Source organism: Streptomyces sp. NPDC091271 (assembly GCF_044757505.1).
Taxonomy (GTDB): Bacteria; Actinomycetota; Actinomycetes; order Streptomycetales; family Streptomycetaceae; genus Streptomyces.
Genome location: NZ_JBIVVD010000006.1, coordinates 187981 through 205661, shown reverse-complemented (window position 1 = coordinate 205661; position 17681 = coordinate 187981). Strand labels below are relative to the sequence as shown.

13 protein-coding genes and 1 pseudogene are annotated in these 17681 nt (G+C 73.8%); 8 read left to right on the top strand and 6 right to left on the bottom strand.

Features of this window, described 5'->3' with window-relative positions:
- Nucleotides 1-39 precede the first annotated feature (39 nt).
- From ACIQM3_RS25080 to ACIQM3_RS25070, 3 genes are read left to right on the top strand one after another with little or no spacing between them, the layout of a single operon-like run.
- Entirely contained in the window at nucleotides 40-2952 is a 2913-nt protein-coding gene (locus ACIQM3_RS25080) for a hypothetical protein (RefSeq protein ID WP_401627745.1), read from the top strand.
- Nucleotides 2952-4190: an RICIN domain-containing protein gene (locus ACIQM3_RS25075; RefSeq protein ID WP_401627744.1), complete on the top strand. Its 1239-nt coding sequence runs from the start codon at nucleotides 2952-2954 to the stop codon at nucleotides 4188-4190. Before ACIQM3_RS25080 ends, ACIQM3_RS25075 begins: the two co-directional genes overlap by 1 nt.
- A 60-nt stretch (nucleotides 4191-4250) precedes the next feature.
- Nucleotides 4251-5468: a ricin-type beta-trefoil lectin domain protein gene (locus tag ACIQM3_RS25070; RefSeq protein WP_401627742.1), complete on the top strand. Its 1218-nt coding sequence runs from the start codon at nucleotides 4251-4253 to the stop codon at nucleotides 5466-5468.
- A gap of 13 nt (nucleotides 5469-5481) precedes the next feature.
- On the opposite strand, the gene ACIQM3_RS25065 is transcribed toward ACIQM3_RS25070, so the two are convergent.
- Nucleotides 5482-5700 carry a hypothetical protein gene (locus ACIQM3_RS25065; protein WP_401627740.1) on the bottom strand — a complete coding sequence of 73 codons (219 nt, stop codon included), beginning with the start codon at nucleotides 5698-5700 and terminating at the stop codon, nucleotides 5482-5484.
- A gap of 133 nt (nucleotides 5701-5833) precedes the next feature.
- On the opposite strand from ACIQM3_RS25065, the gene ACIQM3_RS25060 reads away from it, so the two are divergent.
- Nucleotides 5834-6595: an HAD family hydrolase gene (locus ACIQM3_RS25060; RefSeq protein WP_401627739.1), complete on the top strand. Its 762-nt coding sequence runs from the start codon at nucleotides 5834-5836 to the stop codon at nucleotides 6593-6595.
- Nucleotides 6595-9024, top strand: a complete 2430-nt coding sequence (locus ACIQM3_RS25055; RefSeq protein ID WP_401627738.1) for a glycoside hydrolase family 65 protein — start codon at nucleotides 6595-6597, stop codon at nucleotides 9022-9024. The genes ACIQM3_RS25060 and ACIQM3_RS25055 overlap by 1 nt, the downstream gene beginning before the upstream one ends.
- 30 nt (nucleotides 9025-9054) lie before the next feature.
- On the opposite strand, the gene ACIQM3_RS25050 is transcribed toward ACIQM3_RS25055, so the two are convergent.
- Nucleotides 9055-9747: a class E sortase gene (locus ACIQM3_RS25050; RefSeq protein ID WP_401627737.1), complete on the bottom strand. Its 693-nt coding sequence runs from the start codon at nucleotides 9745-9747 to the stop codon at nucleotides 9055-9057.
- A 79-nt stretch (nucleotides 9748-9826) separates the two neighbouring features.
- Nucleotides 9827-11491 (bottom strand): ABC-F family ATP-binding cassette domain-containing protein, encoded by a 1665-nt coding sequence (locus tag ACIQM3_RS25045; protein ID WP_401627735.1) that lies wholly within the window; start codon nucleotides 11489-11491, stop codon nucleotides 9827-9829.
- 526 nt (nucleotides 11492-12017) lie between these two features.
- On the opposite strand from ACIQM3_RS25045, the gene ACIQM3_RS25040 reads away from it, so the two are divergent.
- Both ACIQM3_RS25040 and ACIQM3_RS25035 read left to right on the top strand, forming a co-directional pair.
- Nucleotides 12018-13367, top strand: a complete 1350-nt coding sequence (locus ACIQM3_RS25040; RefSeq protein WP_401627733.1) for an SGNH/GDSL hydrolase family protein — start codon at nucleotides 12018-12020, stop codon at nucleotides 13365-13367.
- A 40-nt stretch (nucleotides 13368-13407) separates the two neighbouring features.
- Nucleotides 13408-13704 (top strand): annotated as a pseudogene (locus tag ACIQM3_RS25035) (VapC toxin family PIN domain ribonuclease); the annotation flags it as partial.
- Between the two features lie 31 nt (nucleotides 13705-13735).
- Here the strand turns inward: ACIQM3_RS25035 and ACIQM3_RS25030 are convergent.
- Nucleotides 13736-14854 carry an NADH:flavin oxidoreductase gene (locus ACIQM3_RS25030; RefSeq protein WP_401627731.1) on the bottom strand — a complete coding sequence of 373 codons (1119 nt, stop codon included), beginning with the start codon at nucleotides 14852-14854 and terminating at the stop codon, nucleotides 13736-13738.
- 178 nt (nucleotides 14855-15032) lie between these two features.
- Here ACIQM3_RS25030 and ACIQM3_RS25025 point away from each other — a divergent pair, with 178 nt between their 5' ends.
- On the top strand, nucleotides 15033-15989 hold the full coding sequence (locus tag ACIQM3_RS25025; protein ID WP_401627729.1) for an SMP-30/gluconolactonase/LRE family protein: 957 nt from the start codon (nucleotides 15033-15035) through the stop codon (nucleotides 15987-15989).
- Nucleotides 15990-16138: 149 nt separating this feature from the next.
- On the opposite strand, the gene ACIQM3_RS25020 is transcribed toward ACIQM3_RS25025, so the two are convergent.
- Both ACIQM3_RS25020 and ACIQM3_RS25015 read right to left on the bottom strand, forming a co-directional pair.
- On the bottom strand, nucleotides 16139-17230 hold the full coding sequence (locus tag ACIQM3_RS25020) for a winged helix DNA-binding domain-containing protein (protein ID WP_401627728.1): 1092 nt from the start codon (nucleotides 17228-17230) through the stop codon (nucleotides 16139-16141).
- Between the two features lie 11 nt (nucleotides 17231-17241).
- On the bottom strand, nucleotides 17242-17664 hold the full coding sequence (locus ACIQM3_RS25015) for a VOC family protein (RefSeq protein ID WP_401627726.1): 423 nt from the start codon (nucleotides 17662-17664) through the stop codon (nucleotides 17242-17244).
- Nucleotides 17665-17681: the final 17 nt, after the last annotated feature.

The window sequence follows — 17681 nt, the reverse complement described above, 5'->3', positions numbered from 1 at the left end:
GACACGTGAGGACCGTATGACCGATCCCGGAGCCGGGCTGTGAGCCGATGGTCCCTCAAGCGCAAGAGGGAGACCGCTCACGGCCGCACCCCGGAGGCAGCCGGCACCGCCGTGTTCGCCGTGGAGGAGTACGACGGGATCGTGCTGCTCAGGTCGTCCACGGACGACTCGCTCACCACCGCCGACATCGGCGACCTGGCTCGTTCCCTGGCGTCGGACGACGGCACGGTGACCGTGGTGACCGGGGCGGAGGAGGAGACGGCGGACGCCCTGTGGCCGCGCCTCGCCGCCCTGCTGGACTCCCTCCGCGACGAGGACGTCACGTCCGTCAGGCTGGTCATGTCCGGCGCCGGGGACGACCGGCCGGGCCGCGAGGCACCGGCGCGCCGCATCGCGGAGGCCTGGGGGCTGGAGGTCATCGCCCCCGACGCCGTCGTCCTCGTCGTACCGGGCGGTGGGCTCTTCGTCCCGGGGGTGCGCCCCGACTCCCGTACGGTGTGCGGCTGGTGGCGCTTCGCGCCGGGTGAGGAGCCCGTCGCGCTCGGCCCTCGTCAGCCCGTCCCCGCCTGGCAGCCCGGGCCCCCGGCCCGGGTGGAGAACACCGCGGGCGGATGCGTGGTCGAGCAGATACCCGCCGGACTGCTCGTACGGCCGAAGGACGCGCTCGCTCCGCGCCTCGGGGACCTCTGTTACGCGATACCCGTGGACCGGAGCGGACCGCTGGTCCTGGTCGGCGTCCCGGACGGGGAGGACGTCCTGCCCGCCGATGTGGCCGAGGCCGTCGGATCGCTGCCCGCCTCGGCGCGGTCCCGGGTCCGGATCGCCCCCGGGGGACGGAGCGACGTGCTGGACGCGGGCCGCTCCCTGGCCGGGTCCCTCGGCCACGATGTCGTCGTCCACACCGGGCTGCCGCTGCTGCCCACGGGCGGCCTGACGGACCGGTACGCCGTACGGGCCACCATCGCCGACGCCGACGGGGTCCCGCGCTGGCATCCGTACGTGGACGCGGTCGTGTGTCCCCCCGGGGAGGAACCGCGGCTGCTGCGGTGGAGCTCTCCGGTGCCGGGCCGGGGGCGGGGGGAGCGGGGCGTGCTGCCGCTCTCCGACCGCTGGCAGGCCGCCGTGACGCGGGCGGGGCTGTGGATCAGCGGCCCGGACGGCGACCCGGTGGCGGTCGCCGGGCGCCCGGTGGCTGCCGACGGCCCGGTGATCGAGGTGGGGAGAGCCGGCGAGCCGCTGGACGCGTCGCTCTGGCCGGAGCTGTCCCGGCTGCTCGACGCGCTCGGGCCGGATGTCTGCGCCCGTGCGCGGCTCATGGTGCACGGCACCTGCGTGGACGGCGGCCAGGCACTCCGGGGTCTGGCCGGGCGCCATCACCTGCGGAGCCTCCGCTTCGGGACGCTCCCCGTGCCGGGGGCGGGGCGTGCGGGACGTTCCACGGCGGCGGCCGTACCGGCGCCGGCCTCGCCCGCCGGTTCCACGGCGACGGCGACGGCGACACAGGGGGCCCGGCCGGCCCGGGGGCTCACGTCCGGCGCTGCGCCTGTCCGGGCCTCTGCGCCCACCCGGGCCTCTGCGCCTGCCCGTGCCTCCGCGCCGGCGTCGGCTCCGGGGTCCGCTTCGTCCGCTCCGGGGGCCGCGTCTGCCTCCGCCTCTGCGTCCGCTCCGGGGGCCGCGTCCGCCTCTGCCTCTGCGTCCGCTTCTGCTCCCGGGCCGGTGCCCGCGCGCGCCCCCGCGCGTGCGCTTGCTCCGGCCGCGCGTCCGCGCGGAGCCGGCCCTCGGATCCCTCTGGCCCAGCTCCTTGAGCCGGACGCCGGCCCCGAGCCGGTCACGGTGTCCGGCTCCCCGGCGCCCCCCTCGCCCGCTCCCGCGCCGACGCCTGCCACGGTCACGGCGGAGGAACCCCGCGCGGCCACCGGGACAGCTCCCGGCGCCGGCGAGCCGGGCCCCGCGCGATCGTCCGGCGCCGCGGAGGCGTCGGGCGTGACCGTGCCCCCGGGCGAGTCCACAGACCCAGCGACTGCCGCCCCAGCTCCCGCACCTCCGGCGCCCGAGCCCGCCGAGCCGCCCACCGCGCCCGCCAGGGTGATCGCGACCTCCTCGGACCCGGACCCCGTACCGGTGGCTCCGACGGCGAGCGGCGCCGTCCGGGGCGCCGAAGCCTTCGCCCCGGCGCCCTTCCTCCCCGGATACAGCAGTACGGAGGAGGAGCGAGCCGCCTTCCGGGAGCTCGCGGGGAGCGAGTGGGAGCGTTACGGGGCCGCCGTGGCCCGGATGCTCACCCGCATGCCCGCGCTGCGCGGGCGGGAGCAGGAGGCGGCCCGGGCCGACCTGATCGCCCTGCGGCTCTATCTCCGGGGAGCGGAAGGTTCGTTGAGCCACGCCGCACTGCGCCACGCCCTCGGAACGGGCGATGGGAGGCTCCTGCCCTACGCCGCCTGTGTGGCGTCGGGGCTGCGCCGTCTGCCCGCCTTCCGGGGAGCCGTCGTGCGGGGCGCAGGCCCGGGGGAGACCCCTGCGGCCGGGAGCCTGCTGAGGGACGCCGGCCCGGTCAGCGCCCTGCCGGCCGACAGCGACCAGCCGGTGCCCGGCGGCGCGCGCTACCTGGTCTCGTCGGTCACCGGGCGCCGGGTACGGCAGCTGTTCGACGGATCCGCGGACGACGTCCGGACCGACGAAGTGGTCTTCCCACCGGGGACGGTGTTCCGGGTCCTGGACGTCCGCCCGGACAGTGGGTCCCCCGCCTCCGCTCTGATTCTTCTGCGTGAACTCCCTGGAATCCCACCGGCGTCCGCCTCCGGCGGGGCACCGCTCGTCGACCAGGACAACGCCGCGCTCGCACGGCTGGACGCCGCGCTCAGCGGTGGCCCCGCGGCAGCGGCCCCGGGCCCCTGGCCCGACCGCTGCTCCGGACCGGTCGGCCTCCCCCACAGCAACGGAAAGAGTGACTGATGGCCCGTGAAGAAGGCTCCACGCAACCTGCGGTGCGCCGCGCCACGGCTCTGCCCCAGGTCTCCGGCACCGCCGTGGGCCCCGGACTCACTCCTCGTACCCCCGCGGCCGGCCGGCCGGCGGGCGAGGAGCCGGGTGGAGAGGCGGAGGGGGGCGCGAGGGCCGTGGGAACCGCCCCGGCGCCCGCGACCGTGTCCGAACCGGAGACCGGTTCAGGGCCCTCCGCCACCGCCACCACCGCCGGTGCCACGACGGCCACCCCCTCCGCCGAACCGGACCACACGGCCGCGGTGGCGCCAGGGTCCGGTGGCATGACCGAGCCGCCCGCGGCGACGGCGGCCGCCGGTGAACCCCCGTCCCCCCGGCCCAACAAGCCGCTCCTGGCCGCCGCCGCCATCGGGGGCAGCCTCCTCATAGGCGTACCGCTCCTCTTCATGGGGATGAGCGACGACGACACCCGGACCCGGCCCGCCGCCGCGTCGGTCTCGTCCGACGTGATGCCGCTCGACAAGGGGCAGACCGGCCGCACGGCGGGGAGTTACGTGCCCGCCTCGCCCTCCGCGACACCTTCTCCCACCGGCACGCCGAAAAAGCCCGCCGGGCCGTCGCCGTCGGCGCCGGTCACGCAGGACAGCGGGAAGGGCACGACGAGCGGTGCGCGGAAGCAGACGGAGGCGAAGAGCACCGGGAAGCCGGCCCCGTCCAAGGCCGCTGTGCGCCGGGCGGCCGTCCGGGCCGGGGGCGCGCTGCCCACGGCGGCGCAGTTCTCGACGGTGACGGGCGTTCTGATCAAGAACCGGATGACCGGGCTCTGTGCCGATGTCCCCAATTACGGGAAGGGGAAGCTCAACGGCAAGGTCGAACAGTTCACCTGCGACGGGTCCAGCCGGGACAACCAGCTCTGGGACCTGGTGGTCAACCAGAAGGGCGCGGGCCCTGGCGGCGCCGACCTGTTCACGGTCCGCAACGCCAAGGACGACTACTGCCTCGACCTGCCGGACTACGGGTCCCGGCCCTCCCGTACCGGCGTCTTCGAATGGCACTGCAACCCCGGCGCGGGTGACAACCAGATGTGGTTCCTGGACAAGCGGGCCGACGGTTCCTTCTGGATCCGCAACCACAAGAGCTCCAGCCTCTGCCTGGACGTCTCCGGCTTGGGAGGCTCCGGCGGCCGTGGCGCTCATCTGACCGTGTTCACCTGCTCCGCCCAGGACGACCACGCGTGGTCGTTCGCGTGATCCCGTACCGGGCCGCCCCCGGCCGCGCCCGCGTTCCCTCACCCCACGGAGGTTGATCCGATGCCCGCTCCCCGGGCTCCCGAAGGCCCCGGATCCGCTGCCGCGGCCGGTCCGCCTGCCGTCCGCCAGGCGGTCGCGCTCCCGGCGGGCACCGGAGCGCCCAGCGGCGCCCTGGCCCCGGCCGGTTCCCGGCGCGGCCCCGCCGCCCTCCCCCAGACACCCGGCCCAATCGCCGCCCCGCACGGGGGAGGGAGCACGGAACCGGAAGCCGGGACGGCCGCGACGACAGGCGAGGCCACGGCGGTCGGCGGGGAGCCGACGACGTCCGGGCCCACGACGTCCGGGCCCACGACGTCCGGGGCCACAACGACCGGGGCCACGACGGCCGGCTCCCGGCCGGCCACGGGCGAGGCCGCGGGTGGCCCCCCGGCCACGGGTGAGGCCGGAGTCGCAACGCCCGGTGGGTCTCCGAGCGCCGCGGCCGCCGCGCCCGACGAACCCGACGCCGGTGCGGACGGGGCGCACGCGGGGCGCCCGAAGAAGCCGCTGCTGGCCGCCGCCGCGATCGTCGGCTCCCTCCTGGTCGCCCTGCCCTTCGCGCTGGCCTCGGACGGCGGCCGGGACGAGGCGGCGGCCGGTCTCGTCACCTCGGCCACGACAGGCACCGTGCTCCACGACGACCCCACCGGCCTGCCCGGTGCCTTCACCGCTGAGTCCCCCTCCGCGTCCCCCGCGGCCTCCCCATCGGCGGAAGCCGCCACCGAGAAGCCCAAGAAGACGGCCCCGAAGTCCCCGGAGCCGCCCGCGGCGTCCACCGCGCCCGCGAAGGTGAAGGAGAAGGAGAAGCCCGCCGCCACGCGGAAGGCCGCGCCTGCGGCGGGTACCGAGAAGGCGGCGCCGCGCCACCCCGGACGCCCCCTGGTCAGTGCCCAGTCCGGCAAATGCCTGAGCGCGGGTTCCGGCAAGGACGGCACCCAGCTCGAGCTGTGGACCTGCGACGGATCAGCCTCCCAGCGCTGGGACTTCAGGTCCGACGGCACCGTGCGCGCCCTGAACATGTGCATGGACGTCGCCTGGGCCTCGACGGAGGACCTCACGGCGATCCAGGTGGCGTACTGCAGTGGCAACCCGGCCCAGCAGTTCACGCTCAACTCCACGCAGGACCTGGTCGCCGGGATCGCGAGCAAGTGCGTGGACATCTATCAGGCGGACACGGCGAACGGCACCCCGGCGGTGCTCTTCCCCTGCTCGGGCGGCCCGAACCAGACCTGGTCCTGAGCCGGGACGCCCCTCACCGCCCGACGGGCCCCAGCCCCCGGGTGGTGTCGGAGGTGCCCTCGGACTTCGCCTCGTAGCTGTGGCACTCGGGGTTGTGACACGGCCCGGCTCCCCAGTGCGGGACGAAGATGCCGAGTGTCTTGTGCCGAGCCAGGACTGTCTCGACGGGCTGCTTGCAGGCCGGACACACGTAGTCCGCCTGCCGGTCGGTCTGACGCTCGGTTCTGGCCATGCTTTTACGGTAGCCCCGAAAAGGACATGTAGAAACTTTTCCGACTTTTTGCCAAGCCGGTCACGAGGAGCGGTCCGGGCCGGAACCTGGTGCCATGGAACGGGGAGACGCCTCGACGAAGGGACCACCGGGCATGGCACGTGCAGCGTCACCGGCCGCAGTCCTGCTCTCCGTGCACGCCGTCGTCTTCGACACGGACGGCGTGATCACCGACTCCGCTCCGGCGCACGCCGCGGCCTGGAAACAGGCGTTCGACGCCTGCCTGGCCACCGCCGAAGGTCAGCGGCCCTTCGACGAGGAGGTCGACTACCGGCGCTACGTCGACGGGAAGGCGCGCATGGACGGTGCCGCCGCGTTCCTCGCGTCCAGGGGCCTCGACCTCCCCGAAGGCAGCCCCGACGACCCCCCGGGCACCGGGACCGTGCGGGCGGTCGCCGCGCGCAAGGACCAGGCGTTCACCCTGCGCCTGCGCGACCGTCCGATCGAGGTCTGGCCGGGGACGGTCCGCCTCCTGCGCGTGCTGCACGAAGCGCGGGTGCCGTTCGCCGCCGCGTCGGCGTCCCGGCATGCGACCGAGCTGCTGGCCGGGGCCGGTCTGCTGGACCTGTTCACGGCGGTCGTCGACGGCAACGACGCGCGCCGCCTCGGACTGCCCGGCAAACCGGACCCCGCCCTGTTCACCGAGACGGCACGGCGGCTGGGCGTCCCGCCCGGGGACACCGCCGTCGTGGAGGACGCCCTGGCCGGGGTGGAAGCGGGCCGGCGGGGCGGCTTCGGGCTCGTCGTCGGGGTCGACCGGACGGACAGCCCGGAGGGAGCCGCCGACCTGCGCCGTCACGGCGCGGACCTCGTGGTGGCCGATCCGGGAGACCTGCTGATCAACGGGGTGGACTGATGGCGCGCGGCTGGATCTGGGCGTACGAGGGGTACGACCCGGAGAAGGAACGCCTGCGCGAAGCGCTGTGCACCCTCGGCAACGGCTACTTCGCCACCCGCGGAGCCGCGCCCGAGACCCCGGCGGGGGAGACGCACTACCCGGGTACGTACGTCGCGGGCTGCTACAACAGGCTGACCTCCTCCGTCCAGGGGCGGCAGGTCGAGAACGAGGACATGGTCAACCTCCCCAACTGGCTTCCGCTGCGCTACCGCATCCGTCCCGCCGGTTCCCGCCCCGGCCCGTGGCTGACCCCCGACCACGCCCACCTCGTCGACCACCGTCAGGCGCTCGACCTGCGCGGCGGGACACTGACCCGCCGCTCGGTGTACGAGGACAGGGCCGGCCGCCGGCTGACGGTGGAGCAGGAGCGCCTGGTGCACATGGGCAACCCCCATCTCGCCGCGCTGCACACGGTGTTCACCGCGGAGGGCTGGTCGGGCGAGCTGGAGGTGGAGGCCGGGATCGACGGGGACATCCGTAACAACGGCGTCGCGCGCTACCGCGACCTGGCCGACCGCCACCTCACCGGCTGGGAGACGGGCACGGAGCCCGGCTCCATGGTGTGGCTGCGCTGCCGCACGGTGGAGTCGGACATCGGCGTCGCCCTGGCCGCCCGCACCGTGGCCTCCTGCGGCCCGGAACGGAACGGCGACCACCGGGCCGAACCGGAGCAGCAGCCCCGCGCGGTCCACCAGACGCTGCTCCTCCCGCTCGCCCCGGACTCCGGCGCCGTCGTCGACAAGACGGTCGGCCTCTACACCTCCCGCGACCCGGCCATCGGCAGCCCGCTGCGGGCCGCCGTGTCCGCGGTGGGCGAGGCTCCGGCGTACGTCCGGCTGCGGGCCTCGCACCGCCGGGCCTGGGCGGACCTCTGGCAGCAGGTGAAGCTGGAGGTGCCGGGCGAGCCGGGGCACATCCTGCGGCTGCACCTCTTCCACGTGCTCCAGACCCTGTCCCCGCACACCGCCGAGCTCGACGTCGGGGTGCCGGCCAGGGGGCTGCACGGCGAGGCGTACCGGGGGCATGTCTTCTGGGACGAGCTCTTCGTCCTGCCCTTCCTGAATCTGCATCTCCCCGAGGTCTCCAGGGGGTTGCTCGACTACCGCCACCGGCGGCTCCCCGCGGCCTGCGCCGCCGCGCGAGCGGTGGGCAGGGCGGGAGCGATGTATCCGTGGCAGAGCGCCGACGAGGGGCGCGAGGAGACCCAGGAGGTCCACCTCAACCCCCGCTCGGGACGCTGGCTGCCCGACCGCTCACGGCTGCAGCACCATGTCGGTTCGGCGGTGGCGTACAACGTGTGGCAGTACTGCCAGGCCACCGGCGACACGGAGTACCTCTACTCCAAGGGCGCCGAGATGCTGATGCAGATCGCCCGCTTCTGGGCGGACAGTGCCGAGTGGGACGACGCCCTCGCGAGGTACCGCATCCGGGGAGTCGTCGGGCCGGACGAGTACCACGACGCCTATCCGGATTCCGAGGCCGCGGGGCTCGACGACAACACGTACACGAACGTGACGGCGGCCTGGGTGCTGGCCCGGGCCGGTGAGCTCTGCCGCACTCTGCCCCGGAGCCGGTGCCGGCAGCTCCTCGACCTGATCCGTCTCGACCCGTCGGAGCTGGAACGCTGGGACGACATCTCCCGGCGGCTGTACGTTCCCCACCACGGGGGTGTCATCAGCCAGTTCGCCGGCTACGGCGACCTGGCGGAGCTGGACTGGGACGGCTACCGGCAGCGGTACGGGGACATCCGGCGGCTCGACCGGATCCTGGAGGCGGAGGGCGACACCGTCAACCGCTACCAGGCGTCCAAGCAGGCCGACGTGCTGATGCTCGGCTACCTCTTCTCACCCAAGGAACTCGTCGCGCTGTTCGGCCGGCTCGGCCACACCCTCGACGACGAGACCTGGCGGGCCACCGTCGACTACTACGTGGGCCGTACGAGCCACGGCTCCACCCTCAGCTCCCTCGTCCACGCCTGGGTGCTGGCGCGCGTCCACCGCGACGACGCCTGGGCGTACTGCGAGGAGGCGCTGATCGGCGACGTGGCCGACATCCAGGGCGGTACGACGGAGGAGGGCATCCACCTGGGCGCGATGGCCGGCACCCTCGACTTCGTGCAGCGCGGCATGACGGGCCTGGACACCCGCGAGGACGCCCTGTGGCTCGCGCCGGCCACGCTGCCCCAGCTCTCCAAGTTCCGTGTGAGGCTCCGCTTCCGGCGGCACTGGGACGTGGACCTGCGCATCCGCGCCGAGAGCCTCCGGATCGCCGTACCGGACTCGGAACGGCCGGGGGTCCGGGTGAAGCTGGACGGCAGCGCCCACATCATCGAGCCGGGTACGGCGCGGTGGCTGGAGCTGCCCGAGGACACGCCCGGCGGCTGGTGAAGGGCAGGTTCACGCGGGCGGGGGCGCCGTTCACGCGGGCCGGGAGGAGACCAGTACGCCGATCTTGTCGATGCGGTGCTCCGGATTGTGGTGGACGTCGCGCCAGAAGTTCCCGGCCGCGTCGTCCTCCGGGGTCGCGCAGGTGGACAGGGTGATCATCGGCCGGGTCGGCTTCTCCCCCGGCTCGCCCGGCACCTCGGCACGCTGTTCGGCCAGCGAGCGCTCGGACCGGAAGGACGTCTCCCTGGTCTCCGTGATTCGGTACTCGTACACCGTGGAGCCCTCCGTGACCAGGACCTTGTCGCCCTTCTCCAGCGACGGCAGATCGCGGAACGGGCCCCCGGCGGAGAGCCGGTGGGCCGTCACGAGGTAGTTCCCGGTCTCGCCGGGTCCGACGCCGCCGTCCTCGCCGTACGGGCTGGCGGCCGCACCGCGGTCCTGGACGCGGGTCCCGGGCCCGTCGTCCGTCGTCCCCTCGTACGGCACCACGCGCAGTTCCGTCAGTCCGATCGCCGGGACGGTGAGCTCTGCGGTCGCCGTGCGCGGATCGGTCCGGTCGGCCGGGGCCCCGGCGGACAGGCCCGCGACGGCCGGCGCTGCCGCAGGCGCGGCCGGAGGGCCGGCGGCGGCCACCGCCGGCCCTCCGGCCGCCACCAGGGCGACGGCCGCGCCCGCGAGGGCCCGGGAAACGCCTCGGAATCGGAATCCTTGAGGACGGTGCATGACGGGATCCGGATCAGTAGCCGGTGATGCCTGGGGCGGGCCCGGGAGCGCGGCCCGCACCCTTCCAGTACACCACCGGTCACCCGATCGCGTCGGGCGTGCCGAGCAGCTCGCGCACCTCCTCGGCGCTCAGCTCGGTGAGCTCCTCGCCCACGAGCAGCCAGCGGGTGATCCCGACCGAATCCAGGAACGCCAGATCGTGGCCCGCGATCATCAGCGCGCCCTCGTAGGACTCCAGGGCGCTCGTCAGCTGCCGCACGCTCGCCAGGTCCAGGTTGTTGGTCGGCTCGTCCAGCATCAGCAGCTGCGGGGCGGGTGTGGCGAGCATCGTCGCCGCGAGCGCCGCGCGGAAGCGTTCGCCGCCGGAGAGGGTGCCCGCCGGCTGCTCGGCGCGTGCCCCCTTGAACAGGAAGCGGGCGAGCTGGGAGCGGATCTCGTTGTCGGTGGTCCCGGGCGCCGCGCGGGCCACGTTCGCGGCGACGCTCAGCCCGTCGTCCAGCACGTCCAGCCGCTGCGGAAGGAAACGCAGCGGCACATGTGCCCTGGCCTCGCCGGCCTCCGGCGCCAGCTCCCCGGTGAGGGTGCGCAGCAGCGTCGTCTTGCCCGCCCCGTTCCGCCCGATGAGCGCGATGCGTTCCGGCCCCCGGACGTGGAGTTCACCGTCGCGCAGGGCACCGAAGCGGGGACGCAGGCCCTGCGCGCTCAGGACCGTGCGGCCCGCCGGGACGGCGGTGTGCGGCAGCCGCACCCGGATCTCGGCGTCCTCCCGGATCGCGTCCGACGCCGTGTCGAGCCGCTCCCGCGCCTCCTGGAGCCGGTCCTCGTGCAGACCGTGGAGCTTGCCGGCCGCCTCCTGGGAGGACCTCTTGTGCGCACCCGCGACGATGCGGGGAGCGCGCCGCTGGGCATCCATCTTCTTGTTGTGCCGCTGGCGGCGGGCGACCTTGATCTGGGCCTCCTCCAGCTCACGCTTCTGACGGCGTACGTCGGACTCGGCGGCCCGCACCATGCGCCCGGCCGCCTCCTGCTGGGTGGCCAGCGCCTCCTCGTAGGCGGACCAGCCGCCGCCGTACCAACTCACCGCACCGGCCCGCAGATCGGCGATGCGGTCAACGCGTTCCAGCAGGTCACGGTCGTGGCTGACCACGAGGAGCACTCCGGAGCGCCAGGACTCGACGGCGTCGTACAGCCGGCGTCGCGCGAAGACGTCGAGGTTGTTGGTCGGCTCGTCGAGCAGCAGGACGTCGGGGCGTTCCAGCAGGAGCGCGGCCAGCCGGAGCAGCACGGTCTCGCCACCGGACAGCTGTCCCACGGTGCGGTCGAGACCGATGTCGCCGAGGCCGAGGGACCCCAGGGTCGCCAGGGCCCGCTCCTCGACGTCCCAGTCGTCGCCGACGGTCTCGAAGTGCTTCTCGGCGACGTCGCCGGCCTCGATCGCGCGCAGCGCCGTACGCCGCTCGGTGATGCCGAGGGCGTCCTCGACGCGGAGGTCCGTGTCGAGGGTGAGGTTCTGCGGGAGGTAGGCGAGGTGCCCGCCGACGGTCACCGAGCCGGCGGAGGGCTTCAGCCGGCCCGCCAGCAGCCGCAGCAGGGTGGACTTCCCGGAGCCGTTGGTCCCGACGAGCCCGGTGCGGCCCCGGGGGACGCTGAGGGACAGCCCCTCGAAGACCTCCGTGCCGTCCGCCCAGCGGAAGGACAGGGCGGAGCAGCTGAGGGAGACGGCGGGCGTAAGGGGGTGGGTCATGTGGTCCTCGCAGTCGCAAGCGTGTGAACAGGGGCTTCGTGTGCGAGCACCACGCGGCGACCGGCCGGAGAGAAAGGGGTGCGGTCCTCCGGGCATACCGGGGACGGATCCTGCACCGAGGTCGCATCCACGCGGTGGGTCACGCGGCGGCGGAAAGCCGACAAGGCGTGACGGGCTACGGCAGGGGCCGTACCGCGCGATGATCGCGGACCTCAGATGCGCAACGTCCACCTCTATCGGAGACGACAGGACTCAAAAACTGTACACCGGGCCCGGCCCCGGCGGTCCGGAATCACGGCGGGGACGCTCCGTGCGGGGGCGGCGGGCCCTCTTGACGCGGGGCTGTGGGCATCCATACCGTCTGCTCGCCCGATCGCACGCCGTTCGAAACTTTTCGGTCCCGCGAGGCGACCAAGGGAAGAGGAGGCGGCGCTGCGCCGGGACCCCCGTCCGGAGGTGCCGCCCGGGCACCTCCGGGCAAGGGGGCGTCCGCATCCCGCCCCTCCAGCCCAGGAGACACGCCTCCATGAGACCGCACCCCGCAGGATTCCCGGCAACCCCGGACACCGCCCGCCCCGCCGGCTTACGGGCCGCCCGCCACCTGGTCGCCGTACTCACCGGAGCGCTGCTCCTGGCGACGGCGGCCGCACCCGCCATGTCCGCCGAGGCCGCGTCGGCCGGCCACAACACGCGTTCCTGGACCGGGACATGGGCCGCCGGGCCCACGACCGCCCCGGCCTCGGACACCACGGAGTTCGAGAACGAGACGATCCGCCAGACCGTCCACACCAGCATCGGCGGCGACCAGGTCCGCGTGCGGCTGTCCAACGAGTTCGGCAGCGGGCCCCTGGTCATCGGTGAGGCCCGTGTCGCCCGCCCGGCGGCCGGCGGGCCCTCCTCCCGTATCGACCCGCGCACCGACCGGCCGCTCACCTTCGGTGGGCGTACCTCGGTGACCGTCCCCGCGGGCGCCCCGCTCCTCAGCGACCCGGTCTCCCTGCGCGTGCCCGCCGGGACCGACCTCGTGGTGAGCATCCACCTGCCCGGGCCCACCCGCGGCTCGACGCTCCACGCGTCCGCCTTCCAGCACAATCACGTGGCCGCCGGGAACGTCACCGGCCGTGCCGACATCGAGCCGACCGCGACCATCGAACGCTGGTACTTCCTGACCGGCGTGAGCGTGAGCACCGGCCGGTCCTCCTCCGCCGTGGTCACGCTCGGCGACTCCATCACCGACGGCTCCGACACCGACGTCGACGCCAACCACCGCTGGCCCGACTTCCTCGCCGGCCGGCTGCGCGCCTCCGCCGGGCCGGACGCCATGGGCGTACTCAACGAGGGCATCGGCGGCAACCGCCTCCTGCACGACCCCAACCCGCCCGCCGGGTCCGACGCCGAGGACTTCGCGGCGTACTTCGGGCAGAGCGCCCTGCGCCGCTTCGACCGTGACGTCGCGTCCCAGCCCGGCGCCGAGCACCTGATCGTGCTCCTCGGCGTGAACGACCTCGGCCACCCCGGCACCGTCGCCCCCGAGTCGGAACGGGTCACGGCGGCAGAACTCATCGAGGCCCACCGCCAGATCATCGCCCGCGCCCACGACCTGGGCCTGAAGGCCTACGGCGGCACGGTCCTGCCCTTCAAGGGCGACACCCTGGGCTTCTACAGCCCGGAGAACGAGGCTGCCCGGCAGACCCTCAACCGCTGGATCCGCACCGGCGGCGAGTACGACGGGGTGGTCGACTTCGACAAGGCGCTGCGCGACCCGTCCGACCCGCAGCGCCTCCTCGCCCGCTACGACAGCGGCGACGGCCTCCACCCCAACGACGCCGGGGCCGAGGCGATGGCCGCGGCCGTGCCGCTGCGCCTCCTGCGCTGAACCCTGTGCTCCCCCGCCGCACCGGCGGGGGAGCACAGGAACGAGGGAGCTGGGTCGTACGGCCGCGGTGAGTGCGATCGACGACATCCGGGGCTGGATGCGCCGCGGCCGGGTCTCGGTGCCGGAGATCACCGAGGACCACCTCGGCGTCGCCCAGCCGGTGCGAGCCCGTTACGAAGCGCTCGACCTCGACCTCGCCGACGCGGTGAACGTGTCCCTGGCCGCCGACTACGACACCGACGCGATCCTCACTCTGGACCGCCGCGACTTCCGCGCCGTGCGTCCGCTGGGCCGCCACAAGGCGTTCCGTATCGTGCCGGACGACCTGCCGCTCTGAGCCCGGCCCTGCCACGGCTGGCCCCGCCCGGTCAGTGCAGGGTCTTCAGCATCTCCGCCCCGAACGGCGTGATGTCCTCCGTACGCCCCCGCAGGGTCTTCGCGGCCCACTCCGGGTCGGCGATCAGCGCACGGCCGACGGCGACCATGTCGAACTCGTCGCGCTCCAGCCGGTCCAGCAGCTGGTCGACGCCGGTGACCGAGGAGCTGTTGCCCTGGAAGGCGCTGAAGAAGTCACCGTCCAGGCCGACCGAGCCGACGGTGACCGTCGGCCTGCCGCTGATCTTCTTCACCCATCCGGCGAGGTTCAGGTCGGAGTCGTCGAACTCCGGCAGCCAGTAGCGGCGGGTGGAGGCGTGGAAGACGTCGACACCGGCTTCGGCCAGCGGCGTCAGGATGGTCTCCAGCTCCTCGGGGGTCCGGGCGAGCTTCGCCTCGTAGGCGTCCATCTTCCACTGGGACATGCGGAAGAAGAGCGGGAAGGCGTCGGACACGGCCGCGCGGCACGCCGCCACGATCTCCGCCGCGAAACGGGTGCGCGCGACGATGTCGCCGCCGTACGCGTCGGTGCGGCGGTTGCTGCCCTCCCAGAGGAACTGGTCGATCAAGTAGCCGTGCGCACCGTGCAGTTCGACGCCGTCGAAACCGAGACGCTCCGCGTTCGCCGCCGCGTCGGCGAACGCGGCGATGACGTCGTCGAGGTCCTTCTGCGTCATCGCGCGCCCCTTGGGGTCGCCCGCCAGGGTCACGCCCGACGGGCCGACCGGCTCCGCCTCCGCCACCGGCGGGGCGCCCTCGTCGCGCGTGACGCCCACGTGCCAGAGCTGCGGGATGATCGCGCCGCCCTCGCGGTGCACGGAGTCCACGACACCCGCCCAGCCCGCGAACGCGTCCTCGCCGTGGAACAACGGGATGCGGCCGCTGGTGCCGGCGGAGGCGTGGTCGACGTAGGTGCCCTCGGTGATGATCAGCCCCACGCCGCCCGCGGCGCGGCGTGCGTAGTAGTCCGCCACGTCCTGGCCCGGAACACCGTTCGGGGAGAACTGCCTGGTCATGGGTGCCATGGCGATCCGGTTGCGCGAGGTCAGGCCGCGGACCGCGAACGGGCGGGAGAGGGCGGCTGCTGCTCGGCGGGCATTCTCGTCTGTCACTGCGTGTCCTGTTCGAAGGGTGGGGGCAGGTCCACCCGTCGCCAACAGACGACCGCCGCCTCCGCATCCCCGGACCGGGCCCGATGTGGTGAAGGTCTCCCCTTGATCTTCGGCCCCGGCATCCAGCAACCTTCGACGGAGCCGAAGCGTTCGGCGTCTGCCGAAGGGATGGATGTCCATGACCAGCGAGCACCCCGGGCTGTACGAGAGCTTCGACGACCGGTTCCGTGCGGGGCGGTGCATGAACGGCGACGACGCCCTCGAGGTCCTCCACACCGGCTGCCGCTGGGCCGAAGGCCCGGTGTACGTGCCCGCCTGGCGCCACCTGATCTGGAGCGACATCCCGAACGACCGGCTGCTGCGCTGGGAGGAGGAGACGGGCGCCGTGAGCGTCTTCCGCCGTACGGCGGGGCACACCAACGGCAACACCCTCGACCGCGAGGGGCGGCTCGTCACCTGCGAGCAGGGCAACCGGCGGGTGACACGGACCGAACACGACGGCACGGTGACCGTGCTCGCGGACCGCTGGCAGGGCCGGCGTCTGAACAGTCCCAACGACGCCACCGTGAAGTCCGACGGCTCGATCTGGTTCTCCGACCCGGACTTCGGCATCACCAGCGACTACGAGGGCTACCGCGCGGAGAGCGAGATCGGCTCCAACAACGTCTACCGCGTCGATCCGTCCACCGGCGAAGTGCGCCTGGTCGCCGACTGCTTCGGCGCACCGAACGGGCTCGTCTTCTCGGCGGACGAGCAGCAGCTGTTCGTCTCCGACACCCGCGCGGGCTTCGTCCGGGTCTTCGACGTACGGGACGACGGCACGCTCTCGGACGGTGAGATCTTCGCCGAGGCCGCGGCCAGGGGGGCCGCCCGCTTCGACAACCTCCGCTTCGACGACGGCGGTCGGCTCTGGGTGGCGGCCATGGACGACGGGGTGCACTGCTACGACCCGGACGGCACGCTGATCGGACGGCTCGTCGTCCCGGAGGCGGTGGCCAACATCTCCTGGGGCGGCGCCAAGCGCAACCGCCTCTTCATCACCGCGGAGACCAGCCTCTACTCGGTCGTCATGGGAGTCACGGGCACCCACCCGACGGGCCCCGGCCGCAGGCCCTGGCTGGACGCGGCACGGTGAGGCAGGCCTCGGCGCAGGGAACACAGCCGGCTGGAACACCTCGGACAGCGCGGCCCGCACCGGCAGCGGCGGGGGCGCGTACGGGGAACCTCCCCGCACGCGCCCACGGCCGGCGCTGACCCCGGAGCCTCCCTGTCGTGGACGACGGCTCAGCCGGGTGTGATCGCGACGCGGTCGATGCCCTCGTCGAGGAAGGCGGCGAGCCCGTGGCCCTCCTCCTCGACGGCTTCCCGCTCCTGGGGCGAGAGGGGCCGCAAGGGCGTGATGCCGAGGCGCCGGCCGTGCGTCGTCCAGGTGGCGGCGACGCGGCCGTCGACGAGCACGGCACGCTCCCCCGCGACGGACAGGCCGAGGTCGGCGTCGTCGATGATGCGGCTGCGGTCGCTGTAGCCGAGGATCGCGTTGTCGAAGGCCGGGAGGAACCGGACGGGGGCGGGTGTGTCCGGCGCCGGCCGCGGTGCGTCGGGCAGGTCGAGGAGCAGTCGCCCGCGTTCGTCCCGGAAGGTGATCAGCTCGTCCCGGAGGGCTTTCACCGCCGCGGGGAGACCGGCCAGACCGCTCCATGAGCGGATGTCCGCCGTGGCGGCGGGCCCGTAGGCGGCGAGGTAGCGGCGCACCAGCCGCTGTCCGACCGGGTCGTCGGCGTCGTCGGGCAGCGGGGCGGGATCACGTCCGAGCCACGCGGCCAGGGGCAGGTTCCGCACGCCGGCCGTCGTCTTCCACAGACCGCGCGGGGGAAGCTGCGCCATCGGGACGAGAGCGGCGACGACGAGCTCGCCCAGGGCGCGGCGCGGTGGGCCGGGCCAGCGGTCCTGGAGCGCCTGGACGAGCTCGGCCATGGTGCGGGGCCGGCCGTCGGCCATGACCGCCCGCCCGGCCGCGGCCACTTCGCCGGGGTCGACGCCGGCGAGTTCGAGCCGGTAGGTGCCCCTCACCCGCTGGAGCAGCATGGCGTCGTGACGGGACCGCCAGGCGAGAGCGTCGTCGTCGGTGACCAGGTGGACGGTGCGCCGCATCAGGTGTGTGCGTACGACGTGACGTTCCGTCAATGCCTGGTCGAGCCGGTCCGGTGTGAAGGCGCGCAACCTCGTCCACAGGCCGGTGAAGGGCTCCTGCGGTTCCTGGGCCTGGAGGCCCGCGAGGTGCGCCACTGCCTCCCGGACCGGTGTGGTGGCACGCTCGAGCAGGTACTGGCGGGCGAGGGTGGCGCGGTTGAGAGCGCGTGCGCCGAGGACGGTCATGGGGGCGCGGATCAGCCGTTGTACGGGGCGGCGACGTCCAGCACCCAGGTCACGCCGAAGCGGTCGGTGAGCATGCCGTAGAGCGGTGCCCACCGCGACGGCTCCAGGGGCTGCACCACCGTCGAGCCCTCCGCCAGCTTCTGCCAGAGGGCGCTGATCTCGTCCGTGTCGTCACCGCGCACGGAGACGAAGAAGGGGCTGCTGCCCTGGTCCCAGGGCAGCTGGGACGGCACGTCGTAGGCCATGACGTGGAAGCCGTTGTCGCCCGTCACCTCGCCCCAGACGACCTGGTCCGCCTCGCTCTCGTTCCGCACGTCGCCCATGTCCTTGTACGTGACGGCGGTGACGCGCCCCCCGAAGACGGACCGGTAGTGGTCCAGCGCCGCCCTCGCGTCGCCCCGGAAGTTCAGATGGGTGGTGGTCGTGACGGACATGGCCTTCTCCTTGCTGC